Raw genomic sequence first — 17,405 nt, forward strand, 5'->3', positions numbered from 1 at the left:
CTGAGCATTAGTGCCTTCAGACTTATCACTGCCTGGTCTCTTCCCTAAAAACAAAAACGCCCCCGAAATCGGAGGCATTTTTAAAACTTTAAGCTAATAATTCACTTGGAATTACTGACCTTTAACTTCTTTAAGACCGTTGTAAGGAGCTTTAGAGCCTAGAGCTTCTTCGATACGGATTAGCTGGTTGTACTTAGCAACACGGTCAGAACGGCTCATAGAACCAGTCTTGATTTGACCTGCAGCTGTACCTACCGCTAGGTCAGCGATAGTTGCATCTTCAGTTTCGCCAGAACGGTGAGAGATTACTGCTGTGTAACCTGCGTCTTTAGCCATCTTGATTGCAGCTAGAGTCTCAGTTAGAGAACCGATTTGGTTGAACTTGATTAGGATAGAGTTAGCTACGCCTTTCTCGATACCTTCAGCAAGGATCTTAGTATTAGTAACGAATAGGTCGTCACCAACTAGTTGAAGCTTGCTACCTAGTAGTTCAGTTTGGTGCTTGAAGCCATCCCAGTCAGATTCGTCTAGACCATCTTCGATAGAAACGATTGGGAATTGGTTAGCTAGCTCAGCTAGGTAGTGGTTGAACTCTTCAGAAGAGAAAGTCTTACCTTCGCCTTTCATGTTGTAGATGCCAGCTTCTTTGTCGAAGAACTCAGATGCCGCACAGTCCATCGCTAGAGTAACGTCTTTACCTAGTTCGTAACCTGCAGCTGCAACAGCTTCTGCGATAACTTCTAGAGCTTCAGCGTTAGACTTAAGGTTAGGAGCGAAACCACCTTCGTCACCAACTGCAGTACTGTAGCCTTTAGACTTAAGAACTTTAGCTAGGTTGTGGAATACTTCTGCACCGATACGTAGACCTTCTTTAAGAGTCTTAGCGCCAACTGGTTGGATCATGAACTCTTGGATGTCAACGTTGTTGTCTGCGTGCTCACCACCGTTGATGATGTTCATCATTGGTAGAGGCATAGAGAACTGACCAGCAGTACCGTTTAGCTCAGCGATGTGCTCGTATAGAGGCATGCCTTTAGCCGCAGCAGCAGCTTTAGCGTTAGCTAGAGAAACAGCTAGGATTGCGTTAGCACCGAACTTAGATTTGTTCTCAGTACCGTCTAGCTCGATCATTACTGCGTCGATTGCAGCTTGGTCTTTAGCGTCTTTACCAACTAGAGCTTCAGCGATTTCACCGTTTACCGCTTCAACAGCTTTAAGAACACCTTTACCTAGGAAACGAGCTTTGTCGCCGTCACGTAGCTCAAGAGCTTCACGTGAACCAGTTGATGCGCCAGATGGAGCAGCAGCCATACCTACGAAACCGCCTTCTAGGTGTACTTCAGCTTCTACAGTTGGGTTACCACGTGAGTCGATGATTTCACGACCTAGAACTTTAACGATCTTAGACATTAATGTTTCCTCTCGTTCAAATATAAATGTCAAATTTAAAAGGCAGCAGCACAACCTTCGCCACTGCCCGTATCCTTTTTACTTCTCTAATTCGCTGCGTTGGAATTCACCAGCCGCTTTTACGAACCCTGCGAATAGTGGGTGACCATCGCGAGGTGTCGAAGTGAACTCTGGGTGGAACTGAGCCGCTACAAACCATGGGTGAGCTGGATTCTCAATCACTTCCACAAGTTTCTTATCTGCTGACAGGCCTGACACTTTTAGGCCAGCTTTTTCAATTTTTGGACGCAGATTGTTGTTCACTTCGTAACGGTGGCGGTGACGTTCATGAATCGTCGCGCTACCGTAGAGTTCACGAGCTTTAGTCCCTTTCTCTAGGTGACATAGCTGCGAACCAAGACGCATAGTACCGCCTAGGTCAGACTTTTCGGTACGTTCTTCAACTTTACCTTCACCGTCTACCCACTCTGTGATCAAACCTACCACAGGGTACTTTGTCTCTTTGTTAAATTCTGTTGAATGTGCACCTTCCATACCCGCAACGTTACGCGCGTATTCAATCAGTGCCACTTGCATACCCAAACAAATACCTAGGTAAGGAACCTTGTTTTCACGAGCGTATTGCGCCGCACGGATTTTGCCTTCCACACCACGATCACCGAAACCACCAGGAACTAGGATAGCATCTAGACCTTCCAGCGCTTCTTCGCCTTTGGTTTCTACGTCTTGTGAGTCAACGTACTTAATCTTAACGCTCAAACGGTTCTTCAGACCTGCGTGTTTCAGCGCTTCGTTGACCGACTTGTAAGCATCCGGCAGTTCGATGTACTTACCGACCATACCAATGGTCACTTCTGCCGTTGGGTTTGCTTCTTCATAGATAACCTGTTCCCACTCAGTCAGATCAGCTTCAGGAGCAGAAATACCGAAACGAGAACAAACCAGGTCGTCAAGACCTTGAGATTTGATCAATTGAGGGATCTTGTAGATTGAATCTACGTCCTTCATAGAGATAACCGCTTTTTCTTGTACGTTACAGAAAAGAGCGATCTTCTTACGCTCGTTCGCTGGGATCATGCGATCAGAGCGACAAACAAGAATATCTGGTTGGATACCGATAGACAGCAGCTCTTTCACTGAGTGCTGAGTCGGCTTAGTTTTCACTTCACCTGCTGCGGCAAGGTAAGGAACCAGTGTCAGGTGCATGAACATAGCACGCTCACGGCCCAGCTCGACTGCTAGCTGACGAATGGCTTCCATAAATGGTAGTGATTCGATATCACCCACTGTACCGCCGACTTCAACGATAGCAACGTCATGGCCTTCAGAACCTGCGATTACGCGGTCTTTGATGGCGTTAGTGATATGAGGGATAACCTGAATCGTTGCACCTAGGTAATCACCGCGACGTTCTTTGCGTAGAACATCTGCGTAAACACGACCGGCAGTGAAGTTGTTGCGCTTAGTCATCTTGGTGCGAATGAAACGCTCGTAGTGACCAAGGTCTAGGTCAGTTTCTGCGCCATCTTCCGTAACGAACACTTCACCGTGCTGAGTTGGGCTCATTGTGCCCGGGTCAACGTTGATGTAAGGGTCAAGCTTCATCATAGTCACTTTAAGACCACGAGCTTCAAGAATAGCGGCAAGAGATGCTGCTGCAATACCTTTACCTAGAGAGGATACAACCCCGCCAGTAACAAAAATGTAATTTGTCGTCATGTTTAACCTGAAATTGGTTGAATGAGGGAAATGGATTTCTTCTGGACGGGAGATAAATATACCAGAAGACCCTTATCGCCACAACGTGAAATCTATCACACTGTAATTTTTTATTTTTTGCTTCAAATCAAATTCGAGCAGCTCGACACATTGGGTTTATTGTCTCAACTCTCGCCGTTTCACCTCATCCCACATGTTATCAAGTTGCTGTAAATTGAAGTCCGTCAACTGCTTACTTTGCTCAGCTACCATCTTCTCAACACCTTTAAATCGACGAGAAAACTTGAGGTTTGCTTTGCTAAGTGCCGATTCAGGGTTTTGCCCAAGGTGACGGCTTAAGTTGACGACCGCAAACAACAAATCCCCCAGCTCAAGCTCTACTTTTTCATCATCGGGGGCCACTTGCAGCGCCTCATCCATGACTTCATCGACCTCTTCGCGCACCTTGTCGACAACCGGACCAAGCGAGTCCCAATCAAAACCAAATTTAGCGCACTTTTTCTGAATTTTGGTGGCTCGTGAAAGGGCCGGGAGCGAATTCGGTATTGAGTCTAGGATACTTTGTTCTTGTTTGCCGACTTCGGCTTTTTCTTTGGCTTTTTCCGCTTCCCAGTTGGCGTTGATTTCTTCGTCTGATTCAAATTCAACATCAGAAAAGACGTGGGGATGACGGCGAGTCAGCTTCTCATTCACTGTGTCAACAACATCTGAAAATTCAAACAACCCTTGCTCTTTTGCCAGCTGGCTGTAGAAAATCACCTGAAACAACAAATCCCCCAGCTCTTCCTGCAAATTTGGCCAGTCACGATTATGAATCGCATCCACCACTTCGTACGTTTCCTCAATGGTATGCGGAACAATAGTGTCAAAGCTTTGTTTTAGATCCCACGGACAACCATTCTCAGGGTCACGAAGCTGCGCCATAATCGCTTCTAATCGTTCAATCGGGTGATTCATAATCTTTGTTCCTTTAAACCTATCTAAAGAAAAAGGTGAGCGGTACAACCACTCACCTTTAAAAATTTATTGTCATCCCCAGTCGCTCGTTTCACTCTAGGGAATGACCACTCTTTTTTTACTAAGTAGTTGGCTCTTCTAACAAGGCAACAAACTTACGAGACTCCTGAACATAGCTTGCCTATGTGATGGAGCGAGTATAGTGAAGTTAACGCAGTTAGAAAGCCAAATACGACGTAAAAACTAGCCTAGGCGTTTTACCGACATAACATCTTTAATCTGTTCAACTCGCTTCGACACACGCTGCAGAATCTCGATGTTAGTGACCTCTAGATCAAAGTCCATAATCGATAGCTGTTTACGGTAATCAACACGGCTCTTCATGCTGGTTACTTTGATCTTCTCGTTGGCAAACAAGGTGGTGATGTCTTTGAGTAGACCACCACGCTCCATCGCTTCCACACGGACGGTCAGGATGTAAGAACCGACAAAACCACTGCCCCACACGGTGTCGATGATACGCTCTGGTGCGTGATGACGCAGTTCTTCAAGCTGTTCACAGTCGGCGCGGTGAACCGAAATACCTCGACCTTGAGTGATGTAACCTGCAATCTCATCCCCTGGAATCGGCTGGCAACAGCGTGCAAGGTGCGTCATCAGGTTATCGACCCCTTCCACAACCACTGCATCTTTTTTAGGACGGCTTTGCGCAGGCGCTTTGGTCTCGGCTTCCTGTAGCTTCTCTAGCGCTTGCTGATCTTCTTCCTCTGCCGTTGGCTTGTTCACCAAAGCATTAATGTGGTTAATGATCTGGTTGATACGCAAGTCACCACTGCCGACACCAACATACAATTCATCGGCACTGTTGACGTTAAAGCGCTTCAACGCGTACTGCTCGGCGTCTTTCAGTGTCGCGTTGATTTTGGCCAGTTCTGCTTCAAGAATCTCTCGACCCGCTTCAAGGTTCTTTTCACGCGATTGCTTACGGAACCAGGCATTGATCTTAGCGCGCGCTCGACCCGATGTGACAAATCCCATTGATGGATTCAGCCAGTCACGAGACGGGTTAGGCTCTTTAGCCGTGATGATTTCGACCTGATCACCCATCGTCAGTTTATGGGTAAACGGCACAATACGGCCTGCAACTTTGGCGCCGATACAACGGTGCCCCACTTCTGAGTGAATGTGGTAAGCAAAATCAAGCGGTGTCGCGCCCATTGGTAAGTCGACCACATCACCACGAGGCGTAAACGCGTACACTCGATCATCAAATACCTGACTACGCACTTCATCAAGCATCTCGCCCGAATCTGACATTTCCTCTTGCCAATCAAGCAGTTTACGCAGCCAAGTAATTTTCTCGTCGTAGCCACTTCGGCCGCCGCCACCTTCTTTGTATTTCCAGTGCGCTGCAACGCCAAGCTCCGAGTCTTCGTGCATGTCTTTAGTACGAATCTGGATCTCGATGGTTTTCCCTTCCGGGCCGAGAATCACAGTGTGGATTGACTGATACCCGTTCGGTTTTGGGTTCGCAACGTAATCATCAAACTCACTTGGCAGGTGTTTGTATTTGGTATGCACTGCGCCTAGCGCGGCGTAACAGTCCTGAAGTTTGTCGGCGATAATACGAACGGCGCGAACATCAAACAGCTCATCAAATGCCAGACTCTTCTTCTGCATTTTGCGCCAGATACTGTAGATGTGCTTAGGACGCCCACTCACTTCCGCATTGATGCCTGAAGAGGTAATTTCATTAGAGAGATCATCCACAAAGTCCGTGATGTATTGTTCACGCACGATGCGGCGCTCAGAAAGCTGTTTCGCGATCTGTTTATAGGTGTCAGGCTGCTGATAACGGAAAGCGTAATCCTCAATTTCCCATTTCAACTGACCAATACCAAGGCGGTTTGCCAGAGGTGCGTAGATGTTTGAACACTCTTTCGCCGCGGCTTGGCGAACTTCGTCTGGCGCTTTCTTTACCTCGATCAGATTACAGATACGTTCAGCAAGCTTAATGACCACGCAGCGAAAGTCATCGACCATCGCTAATAGCATGCGGCGGACATTATCTACCTGAGCCGAGGCAGCGCTGCCTTCCATAGTGACATTGAGTTGCCCCAGTGCCGCCATTTCCTCAACGCCATCAATCAATTTGATCGTTTCTTTACCGAAATCCTCTTCCAGCGCTTCACGTTCATAAGCCCCGCTGGACACTACTGGAAACAACAAAGCAGCCACTAAGGTGGCTTTGTCCATGGAGAGAGTGATGAGAATTTCGATCATTTCACGCCCACGCCATAACAGCAGTGGACCTTGATCGTTATCTTGTAGAATGGTTTCACAGTGGCGATACACTTCTTTAAGGCGTTTCGACACTTTATTGTCTTGCTCTAGGCTCGCAATCCAATTATCTAGTTCAAACTGTTCGTCTTGATTCAAATGTGCGCTTCTTACCGCAACCATCGTCTTCGTCCTGTTATACTTTTTATCTTCGACCTACCCCGTGTTGAGACTGCTCACCACTGGCTAAGTTCGCATTAATCCTTCACAAAAAGCGCCATTGATTCTAAGTGACTGGTATGGGGGAACATATCTAACATCCCCAGTTTCTTTAACTCGAATCCCTGACTTAGCAAGCTCTGAGAATCTCGGGCTAGAGTAGCAGGATTGCAAGAAACATAAACGACTCTTGTCGCACCTAGCGCAGAAACTTGCTCGACAATTCCACTGGCGCCAGCTCGTGCTGGATCGAGCAGTATTTTATCAAATTTTTCTCTCGCCCAGAGCTGACCAGACATATCTTGTTCCAAATTTGCCTGATAAAACTGGGCATTCTCAATCTGGTTAACTTGAGCATTATGAGTGGCTTTCTTCACCATCTCATCAACCCCTTCCACACCGGTAACGCTTTTTACCTGCTTAGCGATGGGGAGGCTGAAGTTCCCTAGCCCACAAAACAAATCTAACACTCGGTCTTGCTCAGATAACGCCAACCAATCCAACGCCTGAGTAACCATCTGTGCATTCACTTGTTGATTAACTTGAATGAAATTATTTGGCTCGAACGGGATGGTGACGCCCGTTTCCTGATAAACACCCGCTTCACCGGCTTCAAGCACCAGCTGTTCGTTGTTTGGCATCAGATAAAGCGTAATCTGATTGAGCGTGGCAAATTCAAACAGCGCAGCATGATCTTTATCTTTCAGAGGCTTGAGATGACGTAAAACCAGAATGCGCGTGTTGTCAGCTTTCACCAACTCGACATGACCAATGTTCTCTTGTTGAGAAAAGCGCGTTAGCAACGCATATAACTCAGGCAATAACTCATCCAATTCCGGCGCCAAAACGGGGCAGTGAGTCAGAGTGACGATGTCTTTACTCTGCTTTTTACGGAAACCAAACTTCAGATTACGCGTTTTTTTATCCACCATGACACTGATGCGAGCGCGGCGACGGTAGCCTTGCGGTTCGCCCACTATCGGGGCCTCTAAACTGAGGCTCTGCCCAGCAAACTTGCTCATCAATTGGCTCAGCGTTTGCTGTTTGTGCATCTGCTGGTGCTCACTACTCAGGTGCTGCATATTACAGCCCCCACATTGCTGATAATGTGGGCAGAAAGGCTCAACTCGTTGTTCACTCGGCGTTTGCACCTTAATCAGCGTCGCTCGTGAGAACTTACTCTTGCTTTCGGTCAACTGAGCTAACACTTGCTCTCCCGGCAGTGCCCCTTCAATAAAAATTGGCTTCTTGTTTTGATAGGCAATGCCTGCACCATGATGATCGAGTTTTTCGATTTTCAACGATTGATGCTTAGTGTTGAGTTGAGTTTTCTTTTTCGGTTGGAAGAAACGCGCCATGCTTTGCTCTGTGCCTTTTAACTATTGCTCTGTATTGCTGTCCAGGCGTCACCTTTTCAGGCCTGAATCATTGTCTGAGCCGAACGAGTTTATTATGCTTAAGGATTCGACGGCTTCTTTTATTTGTGGAAGTTATTTTCCCATATCCACACCACGATGTTTAGACAATAATGACAAGATATGGCTTACGCGCCCGCGTTATTACCCTCACACTCGCGCCGACGTTGATCATTGGCCTGTTACTGAGTGCGTTTTTCTCCTTTAATCGCTACCACGACTTGGAAAAGCAGGTCATCAATTCAGGCTTAAGTATTATTGAACCTCTGGCGATTGCCAGCGAAGAGGGGCTGAAAAACAACAGCCGCGAATCTGTCCGTCGAATTATCAGTTATGCGCACCGGAAAAACTCAAAGTTTGTTCGCAGTATCGCCGTTTTCGATTACAACCACGATTTATTCGTTACTTCCAACTTTCATCCGAACTTTGAATCCCTAACCTTTCCACGCAATGAACCTATTCCTCTGCTGGTGACGTCTGATCTTCAGGAAAACACACTGATTTTGCGCGCGCCGATCATTGCTGAGTCCGGCTTGATATCGACGCCTAAAGGGCAAGACACCAATCCAGCCCTTGGCTACATTGCCGTAGAGCTCGATCTCTCTTCCCTGCGCCTGCAACAATATCAAGAGATTTTCTCAGCGTTTCTGGTACTGCTCTCCGGATTGGGGCTGTCCGCGGTGTTTGCCTATCGTCTGATGCATGACGTCACCCGACCGATTTCTCATATGAAGAACATGGTCGACAGAATTCGTCGCGGTCATCTCGATGTGCGGATTGAAGGCAAGATGCATGGTGAGCTTGATTCTCTTAAAAATGGTATCAACGCCATGGCGGTTTCACTGTCGGAATACCATGTGGAGATGCAACACAGTATCGATCAGGCGACTTCTGACTTACGGGAAACACTCGAACAGCTCGAGATCCAGAACGTCGAATTGGATATTGCGAAGAAACGCGCACAGGAGGCGGCGCGCGTGAAATCCGAGTTCCTTGCCAATATGTCTCATGAGCTTCGCACACCGTTGAATGGCGTGATTGGCTTTACTCGTCAGATGCTCAAAACCAAATTGACCAACAGCCAAGCGGACTATTTGCAGACCATCGAAAAGTCAGCCAATAACCTGCTCAATATCATAAATGACATTCTGGACTTCTCTAAACTGGAAGCAGGCAAGTTGGCACTGGAGAATATTCCGTTTGAGTTCCAGGAAACCCTCGAGGAAGTAGTGAGCTTGCAAGCCACCAGCGCCCATGAAAAAGGCCTAGAACTAACCCTTAAAGTCGATCCTAAGATCCCGGCAGGATTAGTTGGTGACCCGCTGCGGATCCAGCAGGTACTCACTAACCTAGTAGGTAACTCGATCAAATTTACCGAGCGGGGCAACATCGACATCAGTGTCGAGCTGCGTTCTCAGAAAGAAGATGCGGTTGAATTACAGTTTATGGTGCGCGATACCGGTATTGGTATTTCCGAGCGCCAGCAAGCTCAACTGTTCCAAGCATTCAGTCAAGCAGACGCTAGCATTTCTCGCCGTTACGGCGGGACAGGGCTTGGTCTGGTCATCACCCAAAAACTCGTGAGTCAGATGGGGGGAGAAATCAGCTTAACCAGTCGCCTGCACCAAGGCTCAACTTTCTGGTTTACGCTCAGGCTCAACTCAACAGACATGCCAGTGAGCGACTTACTGGAAACTCAAGTACTGCGACAACGTACTTTGCTACTCGTCGAGCCGAACATGCAAGCAGCCTCGGTGACGCAACAAACCCTGGTACAAGAAGGACTGATTGTCACCTACCGCTCATCAATCCCGGAAGAAGCTAGCCAGTTCGATTATGTGCTACTTAATCTCGCGCCGAACAAAACCAACGAAGCTGAGCTGGTTGAACAGTGGGTGAAACAGGCCCAGCAATGTGCACCTCAAGTGGTGGTGGGTATCCCAAGTACTGCTCTGGCGTTGTCAGATCACCTTATCCAGACACACCATGTTCATTGCATCACTAAGCCGTTGTCCCGTCGAAAACTGCTACAAACGTTAGCCGCCAATCAAGAAAGCTTGCCAATGATTGAGATTGAGCCGGCTTACAACGAGACGCTACCTTTAACGGTTATGGCCGTCGATGACAACCCAGCCAACCTGAAACTGATCAGCGCCCTCCTTCAGGAGCGGGTCGAAAAAGTGGTGACTTGCACCAACGGCCTCGATGCGGTGGCTCAAGCGGAAACTCAGCATTTCGATATCATCCTGATGGACATTCAAATGCCACATATGGATGGCGTAACCGCTTGTGGCAAAATCAAGCAGACTGAGCTTAATGCCAACACGCCTGTGATCGCGGTTACCGCACACGCGATGAGCGGAGAGCGCGACAGACTCCTCGGCGCGGGCATGGATGATTATCTCACCAAGCCAATTGAGGAACATGTACTGCAGCAAGTATTAATGCACTGGAACCCGAATACTACGGAATCTGAAATGGAGAAGCTCGACTTACCGCCCGACGTTGAGCCTTCAGAGCTATCTTCGTCTGCCGTAATAGAACATGACAACATCATCATCGACTGGCAAGCGGCGCTAAAACAATCCGCCAACAAAGAAGATCTTGCCCGTGATATGTTGCAAATGCTGATCGACTTTATTCCGGAGGTTAGCAATGTGGTAGAAGCTGCACTGGAGGACGATGACTTTGACAGCGAAACGCTGATTCATCACGTACACAAGCTCCACGGCAGCAGCTCATATTGCGGTGTCCCAAGGCTGAAAAAAGTCTGTGCCACCATCGAGAAAGCTCTGCGCTCAGGCGCAAGCTTTGAAGATATCGAGCCCGAGTTGTTTGAACTGCAAGATGAAATGGAGAAGGTCACCGCGAGTGCGGCGCCTTATTTAGATTCGTAAATAACGGTAGCAACTGCGTAGTGCCGTTCATCTGAAATGGACAGGTGGATATTCTCCACCTGTTTTTTTTGGGCAAATTCTAGGGCTTTACCAGACAAAGACAGAAGTGGCGCGCCGTGTTCATCATTGGTAATGGTGAAGTCATGGAAAGTCACCCCCAATGCAATGCCAGTTCCCAATGCCTTCGACGCCGCTTCTTTAGCTGCAAAGCGCTTGGCTAAAAACCGCCCCTGCTGCTTAAGCGATTGGAAGCGTTGTAGCTCGACATCAGTTAAAATACGTCGGGCGAACGCTTCACCACTGCGGGACAGTGCCTTTTCAACACGTTCAATTTCCGCAATATCTGTCCCTAAACCAACGATCGCCATTGCGGTTACTTACGCGCTTCGACCATCAGTGCTTTCATGTCTGCCACCGCTTTATGCAAGCCATCAAATGCTGCACGACCGATGATAGAGTGACCGATGTTCAGTTCATAGATTTCAGGGATAGCAGCAATCGGAGCTACGTTATGGTAAGTCAGACCATGGCCTGCATTCACGGTGATACCTAAGTCAGCCGCATAGCTTGCGCCAGCTGCAATTTTCTTCAGCTCATCTTGCTGATCTTCATCGTTCTCAGCATCCGCATAATGACCAGTGTGCAGCTCGATGTAAGGCGCGCCACACGCTTTTGCTGCATCAATCTGTTCACGATCAGCATCAATAAATAATGAGACTTTAATACCCGCTTCCGTCAGTACTTTGGTCGCTGCTTTGATCTTTTCTACGTGGCCAGCCACATCCAAACCACCTTCGGTAGTCAATTCTTCGCGCTTTTCTGGTACCAAACACACGTATTCAGGTTGGGTTTGCAGAGCAATTTCAACCATCTCATCCGTCACAGCCATTTCAAGATTCATGCGAGTTTGGATCGTTTCACTTAGGATACGCACATCACGATCAACAATATGACGACGGTCTTCTCTGAGGTGAATGGTAATACCATCTGCTCCAGCACGCTCGGCGACTTCTGCTGCATGAATAGGATCTGGGTACTTAGTACCGCGCGCGTTACGTAATGTGGCAATGTGATCGATGTTAACACCCAGATAGATTGAGCTCATTTTCCAATACTCCGTGATTTGGGCGCTAAGATTTGCATAAATAGCTCCCGACTCTTTAATGGTTTGCCGCCAAGATACGGCTTTAATGCTATACGTGTAAAGCGTTTTGCCGCTTTAAGTTGTTCTTTTGTGGTGAACCTTCGCTCACTAATCGCGATCAGCTCATTACCAACGAAGGTCAGATTGTCACGTCGGACTGAAGCGATAAACCCCTTTTGCTCTCGATAGCGATAGGTCATCTCAGGTTCAATCGGCTCTCCAGTACCCGCGCAATGCAGAAAGTCGACGCCATACCCCATTGCAGACAGCAGTGCCAGTTCAAAACGGCGCAATGCCGGTTCCGGATTTTCACACTGAGCCAGTTCAGTAAGAGCATGCAGGTAATCATGAAATAGGGCCGGCATTGACACTTCAGCCATCAGCACTCGCCCAATCAACTCGTTGACATACATGGCGGAGTAAAGGTTGATACCCGTCAGTGGCAAGCCCAGACTGATCGGCTCCGCCTGACGCAGTGTCTTCATCGATCCTTTACCCGACCACTTAAGTAATAGAGGCGTAAAAGGCTGCAACGCGCCTTTGAGGTTTGAGCGTTTACTGCGCGCGCCTTTAGACATTAAAGTGACACGACCGAACTCCTCACTGAAGACATCGAGAATTAAACTCGACTCACTGTAAGGACGACGATGAAGAACGAAACAACGCTGTAAGCCTTCTGAGGTCATAGAGATTGCCAGATGAATGTTACATAAAAAATAAGGAGCCTGATGGCTCCTTATTCTAACTCATGTTGGAGCGAAGTGAATTCGCTGCCAAGCTTATAAATCGTCGATGTAGCCCAATGAACGCAATGCACGTTCATCATCAGCCCAGCCAGATTTCACTTTAACCCACGTTTCCAGGTACACTTTACGACCGAAAAGTTCTTCCATGTCCAGACGTGCTTCACGGCCTATGGTCTTGATTTTCTCACCGCCTTTACCAATCACCATTTTCTTCTGGCCATTACGTTCAACCAGAATCAGTGCATTGATATGGAAGCCATCGGTTTCAGGGTTGTAATCAAAACGTTCAATTTCTACCGTCACCGAATATGGCAACTCTTCACCTGTGAAGCGCATGAGCTTCTCACGTACAATTTCCGACGCCATAAAGCGCTGAGAACGGTCAGTAACATACTCTTCTGGGAAGTGATGGGCCGCTTGAGGTAAGTGTTCACGTACATGCTTACGCAGAACATCGATATTTTTGCCCTGCTTCGCGGAGATAGGCACCACATCAACGAATTCCATCTTCTTCGACATGTCCATCATGTGCAGCATAACGTCGTTACGATCTTGTACGTTATCGACTTTGTTGACACACAATACCACTGGGAAGTTCGACTTCTGCAGCTTAGTCAGCACCATTTCATCGTCTTTGGTCCAGTGAGTACCGTCAACAAGGAAAAACACTAGGTTCACATCACTCAATGATGAGTTGGCAGCGCGGTTCATTAAGCGGTTGATCGCACGCTTCTCTTCAATGTGAAGACCTGGAGTATCGACATAAATCGCCTGATAATCACCTTCTGTGTCGACACCCATAATGCGGTGACGTGTTGTTTGGGGCTTACGAGAAGTGATCGAAATTTTTTGCCCAAGAATTCGGTTCAGTAGCGTTGATTTGCCCACGTTTGGACGACCAACAATAGCAACAAAGCCACAATGTTGGTTTTCCGGTGAACTCACTTCTCCACTCGATGAGAAAAACGCATCGATGTCGAATTCGTTGTTATCTGTTGAATCAGTCATTGCTCAGTTGCTCTAGTGCTAGTTCCGCAGCCGCTTGTTCTGCCTTGCGGCGGCTGGTGCCTTTACCTATTACAGGCGATCCGACACCTGCGACTTCACACGACACAGTAAACTGCTGGTTGTGTGCTTCACCTTTAATATTAGTCACTGTATAGACAGGCAGTGGTTTTCTTCGTCCCTGCAGGAACTCTTGAAGACGCGTTTTAGGGTCTTTCTGAGAAACACCCGGTTGGATCGCTTCAAGGCGTTGCTTATACCAGCTAAGGATAATGCCACGCACCACTTCAATATCACTGTCTAGGTAGATTGCACCTATGATAGCTTCAACAGCGTCAGCCAGAATTGAGTCACGACGGAAGCCGCCACTCTTCAATTCACCTGGACCTAATTTTAAGTGATCTCCTAGTTCGAATTCTCGACCTAGCTCCGCCAGCGTATTACCACGAACAAGTGTCGCGCGCATACGGCTCATGTCCCCTTCATTCACTTTCGGGAAACGGTGATAAAGATCGTCAGCAATGACAAAACTTAAAATTGAATCGCCCAGAAACTCAAGACGCTCATTATGTTTTCCATGAGCACTGCGGTGAGTCAGCGCTAAGTTAATAAGCTCTGCATCATTGAACTGATAGCCGAGCTTTTTCTCTAGTTTGGCAATAGGAGAATTCATGCTCTCTCAATAAATTATTTTTCATTCTCTATAGTTGAGTTGACGCAGCCAATACGGCTGCGACATCAAATATAACGAGAAATTAGTTAATACCACCGATGCGGTTAAACCTAACACCAGTTGGAATCCATGATGGTAAGAAGCTATCTGCACTGCGTTCGAACTCGAAGCTGATCCAAATACCAACCGCTTTACCAACCAGATTCGCCTCTGGAACAAAGCCCCAGTAGCGGCTGTCTGCACTATTGTCACGGTTATCCCCCATCACAAAGTACTGACCTTCTGGCACAACCCACTCATTAACACCACCACGCGGCTGATAAGCCGACACGCGATCGCGGCGTAATGGGTTCACCAAAATTTGGTGTTCAACTTCACCCAGTTTTTCATTCAGTTGAACCAGTGGCACGCCATCTTGAATAAATGGACTTTCTTCCACATTCGACAACGGCACCTGAATACATTGGCTTTCGCCTTTAGGTTGAACACACACTTCTTTCTTGCTGCTGTAACGCACCGTATCACCCGGTAGGCCAACAACGCGCTTGATGTAGTCAATGTTTGGCTGAGGTGGATATTTGAATACCACGATGTCACCACGCTCTGGCTTACCCGTTTCAACCAGTTGTGTACGCCACACTGGGTCTTTCAGACCGTATGCGTATTTCTCAACCAGAATAAAATCTCCAACCAGTAATGTCGGCATCATTGAGCCTGAAGGGATTTGGAACGGTTCGTAGATAAACGAGCGCAATACCAAAACAGCCGCAATGACAGGGAAAATTGAAACACTGTTTTCAATCCACCACGGTTGCTTTTCCACTTGTTCGGCAGTCGCAGTATCCAGTCCGTTTGTCTGAGCCTCAACTGCAGCGAGTTTAGTCTGACGTTTCTTCGCAAACACCAGCTTTTCCAGCACCCAAACAATACCAGTGACCAGAGTGATAATAACCAAGATCAGTGAAAATGCATTTGCCATTGACTTCCCTTACCTCAAAAATACGAAAGTGAAAGAGCCGAAACCCTTTCACTTAACAAGTTCTTATATTGAGTCGTTACCCAACAAATTAATCTTTACCTACGTGTAAGATCGCTAAGAAGGCTTCTTGAGGCAGCTCTACATTACCGATCTGCTTCATACGTTTCTTACCTTCTTTCTGCTTCTTCAGTAGCTTCTTCTTACGGCTCACGTCACCGCCATAACATTTTGCGATTACGTTCTTACGTAGCTGTTTAACCGTTGAGCGCGCAATAATATGGTTACCAATCGCAGCTTGAATCGCAATATCAAACATCTGACGTGGAATGAATTCTTTCATTTTCTCTACGAGCTGACGACCACGAGTCTGAGATTGATCTTTGTGCGTAATCAATGCCAGTGCGTCCACTTTGTCACCGTTGAGAAGTACATCAACACGAACCATGTTAGACGCTTCAAAACGCTGGAAGTTGTAATCCAGAGACGCATAACCACGAGACGTTGATTTCAAACGGTCAAAGAAATCGAGTACCACTTCCGCCATCGGAATATCGTAAGTCACAGCAACTTGGTTACCGTGATACACCATATCAACCTGAACGCCACGCTTCTCAACACACAGAGTAATCACATTACCTAAGTAATCTGAAGGTACAAGGATGTTACAACGCGCAATCGGCTCACGAATTTCTTCGATATCATTCACTGCTGGTAACTTAGCAGGGCTATCAACGTAAAGAGTTTCGCCATCCGTTTGCTCTACTTCGTACACTACCGTTGGCGCAGTGGTAATCAGGTCGAGATCGTATTCACGCTCCAGACGCTCTTGGATGATTTCCATGTGCAGCATGCCGAGGAAACCACAGCGGAAACCAAAGCCTAGAGCGGCTGAGTTTTCTGGTTCATAGAACAGAGACGCATCGTTTAGGCTCAGTTTACCTAGTGCATCACGGAAGTTTTCGTAGTCATCCGAAGAGACTGGGAATAATCCGGCGTATACCTGAGGCTTCACTTTCTTAAACCCTGGTAACGGTTCTTCACAACCGTGCTTAGCTAGCGTTAGCGTATCACCAACAGGCGCACCTAGGATATCTTTGATACCACAGACAACCCAACCTACTTCACCCGTTTGCAGTTCTGTCGTGTCTTCCTGCTTAGGTGTGAAGATACCAAGACGATCCACACCCCAAACTTGGCCAGTGCTCATCACCTTAATCTTATCGTTCTTCTTCAGGACGCCATTTTTAATACGGACCAGAGAAACAACACCTAGGTAGTTATCAAACCAAGAGTCAATGATCAAAGCTTGCAGTGGCGCTTCTGGATCACCTTCTGGTGCCGGAATCGCAGAGACGATGTTTTCTAGTACGTCTTCAATACCTAGGCCCGTTTTAGCCGAACAGCGCGTGGCTTCCATCGCATCGATGCCAACAATTTCTTCGATCTCTTCTGCTACTCGCTCAGGATCTGCAGCGGGTAGATCGATCTTGTTCAGAATTGGCACCACTTCCAGATCCATTTCGATCGCGGTATAGCAGTTAGCCAACGTCTGAGCTTCAACACCCTGACCAGCATCAACCACCAGCAACGCACCTTCACATGCTGCTAGAGAGCGAGAAACTTCGTAGGCGAAGTCAACGTGCCCTGGAGTATCGATGAAGTTCAATTGGTAGGTTTCACCGTCTTTAGCGGTATAGTTGAGTGTCACACTTTGAGATTTAATAGTGATGCCACGCTCACGTTCAAGGTCCATGGAGTCCAGAACCTGAGCTGCCATTTCACGGTCACTCAATCCACCACAGTCTTGGATCAAACGGTCTGATAGGGTCGACTTACCATGGTCGATGTGGGCGATAATCGAAAAGTTACGAATGTGCTTCATGATTTGGTGTGACTAAACTCTTTAAAATAGGGACATAAGAAAGCCGTCTTGTGACGGCGTTTCAATCAAGTTGGCAGAT

The 17,405-nt window shown here is 47.4% G+C and carries 13 protein-coding genes; 1 reads left to right on the forward strand and 12 read right to left on the reverse strand.

The window, feature by feature from the left end; all coding sequences use genetic code 11:
* Window positions 1-111: 111 nt before the first annotated feature.
* From eno to rlmD, 5 genes are all read right to left on the reverse strand, one after another.
* Entirely contained in the window at window positions 112-1,410 is a 1,299-nt protein-coding gene (eno, locus tag F0265_RS19960) for a phosphopyruvate hydratase (RefSeq protein ID WP_038513517.1), read from the reverse strand.
* A gap of 78 nt (window positions 1,411-1,488) precedes the next feature.
* Complete coding sequence (locus F0265_RS19965) at window positions 1,489-3,129, reverse strand: CTP synthase (RefSeq protein WP_038163652.1); 1,641 nt, start codon at window positions 3,127-3,129, stop codon at window positions 1,489-1,491.
* A gap of 156 nt (window positions 3,130-3,285) precedes the next feature.
* Entirely contained in the window at window positions 3,286-4,086 is an 801-nt protein-coding gene (gene mazG / locus F0265_RS19970) for a nucleoside triphosphate pyrophosphohydrolase (RefSeq protein ID WP_171750124.1), read from the reverse strand.
* Window positions 4,087-4,329: 243 nt separating this feature from the next.
* The gene (gene relA / locus F0265_RS19975; protein WP_038163647.1) at window positions 4,330-6,549 is read right to left on the reverse strand and encodes a GTP diphosphokinase; all 2,220 of its coding nucleotides are present in this window, start codon (window positions 6,547-6,549) and stop codon (window positions 4,330-4,332) included.
* Window positions 6,550-6,623: 74 nt separating this feature from the next.
* Complete coding sequence (gene rlmD, locus F0265_RS19980; protein WP_171750125.1) at window positions 6,624-7,943, reverse strand: 23S rRNA (uracil(1939)-C(5))-methyltransferase RlmD; 1,320 nt, start codon at window positions 7,941-7,943, stop codon at window positions 6,624-6,626.
* A 170-nt stretch (window positions 7,944-8,113) separates the two neighbouring features.
* Here rlmD and barA point away from each other — a divergent pair, with 170 nt between their 5' ends.
* Entirely contained in the window at window positions 8,114-10,897 is a 2,784-nt protein-coding gene (gene barA / locus F0265_RS19985) for a two-component sensor histidine kinase BarA (RefSeq protein ID WP_171750126.1), read from the forward strand.
* Here the strand turns inward: barA and acpS are convergent.
* The 7 genes from acpS to lepA all read right to left on the reverse strand — a co-directional run bounded on the left by acpS (window position 10,882) and on the right by lepA (window position 17,326).
* Window positions 10,882-11,265 carry a holo-ACP synthase gene (gene acpS / locus F0265_RS19990; RefSeq protein WP_171750127.1) on the reverse strand — a complete coding sequence of 128 codons (384 nt, stop codon included), beginning with the start codon at window positions 11,263-11,265 and terminating at the stop codon, window positions 10,882-10,884. The two genes, barA and acpS, sit on opposite strands and share 16 nt — an antisense overlap.
* A gap of 5 nt (window positions 11,266-11,270) precedes the next feature.
* A complete protein-coding gene (gene pdxJ, locus F0265_RS19995; protein WP_171750128.1) occupies window positions 11,271-12,002 on the reverse strand; it encodes a pyridoxine 5'-phosphate synthase in 732 nt (243 codons plus the stop codon).
* A complete protein-coding gene (recO, locus tag F0265_RS20000) occupies window positions 11,999-12,727 on the reverse strand; it encodes a DNA repair protein RecO (protein WP_006957790.1) in 729 nt (242 codons plus the stop codon). Before recO ends, pdxJ begins: the two co-directional genes overlap by 4 nt.
* Before the next feature lie 93 nt (window positions 12,728-12,820).
* On the reverse strand, window positions 12,821-13,795 hold the full coding sequence (era, locus tag F0265_RS20005) for a GTPase Era (protein ID WP_171750129.1): 975 nt from the start codon (window positions 13,793-13,795) through the stop codon (window positions 12,821-12,823).
* A complete protein-coding gene (rnc, locus tag F0265_RS20010; protein WP_006957792.1) occupies window positions 13,788-14,465 on the reverse strand; it encodes a ribonuclease III in 678 nt (225 codons plus the stop codon). Before rnc ends, era begins: the two co-directional genes overlap by 8 nt.
* Window positions 14,466-14,547: 82 nt before the next feature.
* Window positions 14,548-15,444, reverse strand: a complete 897-nt coding sequence (gene lepB, locus F0265_RS20015) for a signal peptidase I (RefSeq protein ID WP_171750130.1) — start codon at window positions 15,442-15,444, stop codon at window positions 14,548-14,550.
* A gap of 88 nt (window positions 15,445-15,532) precedes the next feature.
* The gene (gene lepA / locus F0265_RS20020) at window positions 15,533-17,326 is read right to left on the reverse strand and encodes a translation elongation factor 4 (RefSeq protein WP_171750131.1); all 1,794 of its coding nucleotides are present in this window, start codon (window positions 17,324-17,326) and stop codon (window positions 15,533-15,535) included.
* Window positions 17,327-17,405 lie beyond the last annotated feature (79 nt).

Source organism: Vibrio sp. RE88 (genome assembly GCF_013113835.1).
In the GTDB taxonomy this organism is placed as follows: Bacteria; Pseudomonadota; Gammaproteobacteria; order Enterobacterales; family Vibrionaceae; genus Vibrio.